Source organism: Lutibacter oricola, from assembly GCF_900106565.1.
In the GTDB taxonomy this organism is placed as follows: domain Bacteria; phylum Bacteroidota; class Bacteroidia; order Flavobacteriales; family Flavobacteriaceae; genus Lutibacter; species Lutibacter oricola.
The window spans coordinates 1-4,675 of record NZ_FNNJ01000026.1 but is presented as its reverse complement, the minus strand read 5'-3'; the positions used below and the strand labels follow the sequence as shown (position 1 = coordinate 4,675).

Annotated in this window: 5 protein-coding genes; all 5 read left to right on the top strand. The window is 28.4% G+C overall.

Annotated features, from left to right (window positions below):
- Positions 1 to 116 precede the first annotated feature (116 nt).
- The 5 genes from BLU40_RS17065 (at position 117) to BLU40_RS17045 (ending at position 4,387) form a co-directional block, all read left to right on the top strand.
- A complete protein-coding gene (locus BLU40_RS17065) occupies positions 117 to 1,328 on the top strand; it encodes an AAA family ATPase (RefSeq protein ID WP_245729970.1) in 1,212 nt (403 codons plus the stop codon).
- The gene (locus BLU40_RS17060; RefSeq protein ID WP_090126619.1) at positions 1,321 to 1,914 is read left to right on the top strand and encodes a DUF4276 family protein; all 594 of its coding nucleotides are present in this window, start codon (positions 1,321 to 1,323) and stop codon (positions 1,912 to 1,914) included. The genes BLU40_RS17065 and BLU40_RS17060 overlap by 8 nt, the downstream gene beginning before the upstream one ends.
- Positions 1,915 to 2,068: 154 nt before the next feature.
- Positions 2,069 to 2,599 carry a hypothetical protein gene (locus tag BLU40_RS17055; protein WP_139171000.1) on the top strand — a complete coding sequence of 177 codons (531 nt, stop codon included), beginning with the start codon at positions 2,069 to 2,071 and terminating at the stop codon, positions 2,597 to 2,599.
- 182 nt (positions 2,600 to 2,781) lie between these two features.
- Positions 2,782 to 3,234, top strand: coding sequence for a hypothetical protein (locus tag BLU40_RS17050; protein ID WP_139170999.1), 453 nt, complete (start codon positions 2,782 to 2,784; stop codon positions 3,232 to 3,234).
- A gap of 685 nt (positions 3,235 to 3,919) precedes the next feature.
- On the top strand, positions 3,920 to 4,387 hold the full coding sequence (locus tag BLU40_RS17045; RefSeq protein WP_090126611.1) for a hypothetical protein: 468 nt from the start codon (positions 3,920 to 3,922) through the stop codon (positions 4,385 to 4,387).
- Positions 4,388 to 4,675 lie beyond the last annotated feature (288 nt).

The window sequence follows — 4,675 nt, the reverse complement described above, 5'->3', positions numbered from 1 at the left end:
GCTAAATAGAATGTTTCTTAACTTTTATTTTATTAATTTTATAAACGAAAAATTGCGATAACTTAAACACAACTTTTGTTATCCTAAACCGTTGGGCGTAATACAAAACAGAACACATGAAAATACTGCAAGTAGATATAAATAATTATAGATCCTGTATTCAAACAAAATTAGGTTTACCTTTAAACTTGATGGCACTTATTGGTGCTAATGGAGTTGGTAAAAGTAATATACTTTATGGCTTAAGACTTTTTACGAAAATGGATAGAAGTCGTAGTTTCTTTTCAGAAGAAATTAAAGATGGGGTTTTGGATGAACTTCTTAATACCCAAATCAATTTGGTTTTAGATTTTGAGGACAAAACTATTTTTTTGAGATGTAAATTTTACTATGAGACAGATGAAAGAAATATTGATAAAGTTTCTCATACTGAAGTTAAGTATAGAATTCATGGAAAAACTTCCAGAAAATACACTAAAGTTGCAAGTTCAATTTATCAAATAATTGAACTTTTAGACGAAGATAGAATAACATTTAAGCAACTTCCTAAACCATTAAGAACTGAAGAAGTACAATTTCAAATTAGATTGATTAAAGGTATATCAAATTTAAGTTATTACAGTGCTACTCAATTTTCAGACCCAAGTAAATGTCCTATATCCATTGAGTTAGACGATTATAGAATTAGTTCTCGAAATTTAAGAGGAAATAAAATCCATCAACAATTTATTTACGATCTCTATAAAGCATATAAAGGTTCAAGTCCGAATTTTGAGTTATTTTTAAATACTGTAGGTCTTAACGGTCTTAATCTTATTGAAGATGTCAAATTTAGTGATCATGTTATTCCGAGTAGTTCATATAAAGTAAAAACTGGTGGTAAAATCCAACAAATTGAGAATACCAAAAGTATTATAATACCTTCTGTTAAAGTTGATGGCTTAATATTATCACCAAATCAACTTTCAGAAGGAACATTTAAGACTTTGGCTTTAGTTTTTTATATATTAAATGATAGCAATGAATTATTGCTTATAGAAGAACCAGAAGTTTGTATACATCATGGTTTGTTAAATAGTATTCTACAATTAATAATTCAGCAATCAAGACATAAACAAATTATAATAAGTACTCATTCAGATTATGTCCTTGATATGTTACGACCAGAGAATATACTATTAGTACATAAAGAATACGAAACTGGGACCAAAGTTAATTCAATCTCAAATTCTTTATCATCTAATGATTATAAAATACTAAAGGAATATTTAGAGAACGAAGGAAATTTAGGTGAATATTGGAAAGAAAGCGGTTTTGATTATGAGTAAGAAGAAAAAAATAAAAATAAATGCAATTGGACTAATTGTTGAAGATAACAGTGACTTTAAATCTTTTAAAATAATCATTAGCCGAATACTTAATAGAAATAATTTAACTTTTAAAAAACAGATTGGAAACGGTTGTGGAAAAATGAGAAGAAAAGCTGTGAGTTATGCAGATATACTATACCGAAAAGGCTGTGATTTGGTAATTTTAGTTCATGACCTTGATAGAAATAATCTGAAAACTCTTGAAAAAAACTTGAATGATTTAATTAATAAAAGTAAAGTTGAAAACAAATTTGTTTGTATTCCAATAGAAGAAATTGAAGGTTGGTTTTTAGCTGATCCTGATGGTATTAAAAACACATTTAATTTAAAAAGAGTTCCTAAAATAAAAGGGAATCCTGAATCAGTTGCTTCTCCTAAAGAAAGACTGGAAGATTTTGTTTATCACTGCTCTGACAAGTCAAAAATGTATTTGAATACTCAACATAATGATTTATTATCTGCCAATTTATGTTTGAATAAAATTAGCTCTAATTCAAAATCTTTTAAAAAGTTTAAGGAAAACATTAATTCATACGAATATTAAAAAGTACTACGCCCAACAATGTATAACCAAAATTGTTGCATTTAGTAAAATAGAATAATTCTAAACCTTAAAATTAATATATTTAACAAACGAAAAATTGCAAAAACCAAAACACCACTTTGGTTATACTAAACCGTTGTGCAACATTATGAAAATGAGACAAACAATCATATTTATTTTAACAATTATATTTTTTAGTTGTCAAAATGATTTGGATAAGAATAAACAAGTATTTCAGAACATTCTTGGAGAAAAGAAAACAAATGCGATTAATTCATTAGTTACGGATTTTGAAAAGAATTTAAAGAAAAATTATCCTGAACTAAAAATAGAAAAGGCATACGAAAAATACCTAACTGAAATAATATCTGATTCAACAACTGACTTTGAAAAGTTTAAGTTTCAATCACCAAAAACAGAAACCAAACTGAACAAAAGTGGTTTATGGAATGAACTTTATTTAAAAGATGAAAATGGTCTATTAATGATTAATAAGACTGGGCAGTATTTAAGAGCTTTGGATTATGTTGGGGAAACAGACAAATTTGTAAAAGAATACTATGAAAACAGAGAAGCTGCTGGAATGATTAGACAAGAATTAATTGTGAGAGGAATTTTAAAATCTAATCCTAATTTTAATGATTATTTCCATAAAAGAATTGTAGTAATAGAATTTACATTTTGAAAAGTAATAAACGTTGCACAACAACTGGTATATTTTATTGTTTGTTTCTAGCACACTTACGAAAATCCTATCGGATTTTCTTGGTCGGTAATTATTTACTAAATTTATAGCTAAATCACTCAACAAAACATACCACAAACCGTTGGGCATCATTAAATAAAAACTCCAAATAATATAATACTATGAAAAAGACAATCCTAATTTTAACAACTTTATTACTTACTTCGACAATATCAGCTCAATTCGTTGCGAGAATGCAAGTAAAAGAGAATATTGAGGGTATTTGTGATGACAAAAATGTTTTTGCACTCTTTCCGATTGATGGACAAGAGGAGGCTATTTGTCCTGCATCAGATGAAATGATTCTGAAAAGATTAAATGAAGAAGTTACATTTTTAAATGATAATTCAAAGTACAAAGATAAAGGGTTGATTGGATTAATAATTAATTGCAAAGGAAAAGTCGTTAAATGTAAAATGGATAATAAAACAAAAAATAAAGAATTAGATAAACAAATTGAAACCGTCTTTAATTCGCTTGGAGTTTGGAAAGCTGGAAAATTGAATGGAAAAAATGTAGATAGTTCAAGGCTTTTTAGTTTTACGATAAAAAAAGGAAAATTTAGCTTTGACTAACTTAACGAATGCCCAACAACTGGTATATTTTATAGCTTGGTTTTTGCACACTTACGAAAATCCTCTCGGATTTTCTTGGTCGGTAAATATTTACTAAATTAGTTGCTTAAATACGCTACAAAACATACCAAAAACCGTTAAATTTTATGCCGATGAAAAACTAGTCGGATAAATGATAAAAATACGGAGAAGAAACTAAAACGATAAAAATCTCATTGAAACGTTGATTTTGAGCAACACTTCGGAGGAGAAACGAATACGGAAAAACCAGTTAAAACGTTGATTTGAGCAACACTTCGGAGGAGAAACTGAAACGGAAAAACTTGTTGAAACGCTGATTTGAGCAACACTTCGGAGGAGAAACTGAAACGGAAAAACTAGTTGAAACTCTGATTTGAGCAACACTTCGGAGGAGAAACTAAAATGAGAAAACCAGTTGAAACGCTGATTTGAGCAACACTTCGGAGGAGAAACTGTAACGAATTAACATAAAAGATTAATTTAAGTTTAATAAAAATAATTACAACTCAAAAAGGCACACAATTTAACAATGCGTTTATTTCATTGCTTGGTTAATTCTACGTACGAAAAGCCTCTGATTATTCTAATGTTTGGAGTTTTTTAATTAAATTTGAGCTTAATCACGCAACGAAACCAAACTCTAAACCGTTGGCAAACATTAGAAATGAACGACCTAGATAAAATATTATTTTTTTTGACTGAACATAAAAACTCTAAGAGAAGAGTATTTATGCCGAGTGTAAAATCTATTCAAAAGGATCTATTTCCATATTATAATGTTGACCAAATTATTTCTTTGTTAAATCAAATTCAACAGAACCGACCAGATATACTTAAATACAAGAGAACAAGTGCTGGAGATTTAATTCAAATTTCTGGTTTAGCTGAAAGTTTTTTAAGTCAAGGAGGTTTCACAGAAATTGAAGAGAAACAAACGAGAGAATTACAGAAGAAAAATGAACGGGAAAATATTGAGTTTGAGAAGACAAAAGTTGACTTAGAATTAGCAAGAAAAATGCTTAAAGAATACCCGAAAACCAAACTGATTGCGAGAATTAGTATCATAATAGGAATAGGTTTAGCAGTTTTAGAAATAATACGAGCATTAGGATTATTAGATTCCAATAATTAAGTTTTCTGATTTCTTTTAAATCTTTATAAGACATAATGATAAATTTTAAGATAATGATTTTATAAAAAAAACGATTTGCCAACACCGCATATAATTTATTGCTAGTTCTAGCCGATTTACGAAAATCCTAGCGGATTTCCTATTTGGTTTTTATTTGCTAAATTAGTGCTTTAAACACGCAACAAACCATATTCAAACCCGTTAAATTTTATGCCGATGAAAAACTAGTCGGATAAATGATAAAAATACGGAGAAGAAACTAAAACGATAAAAATCTCATTGAAACGT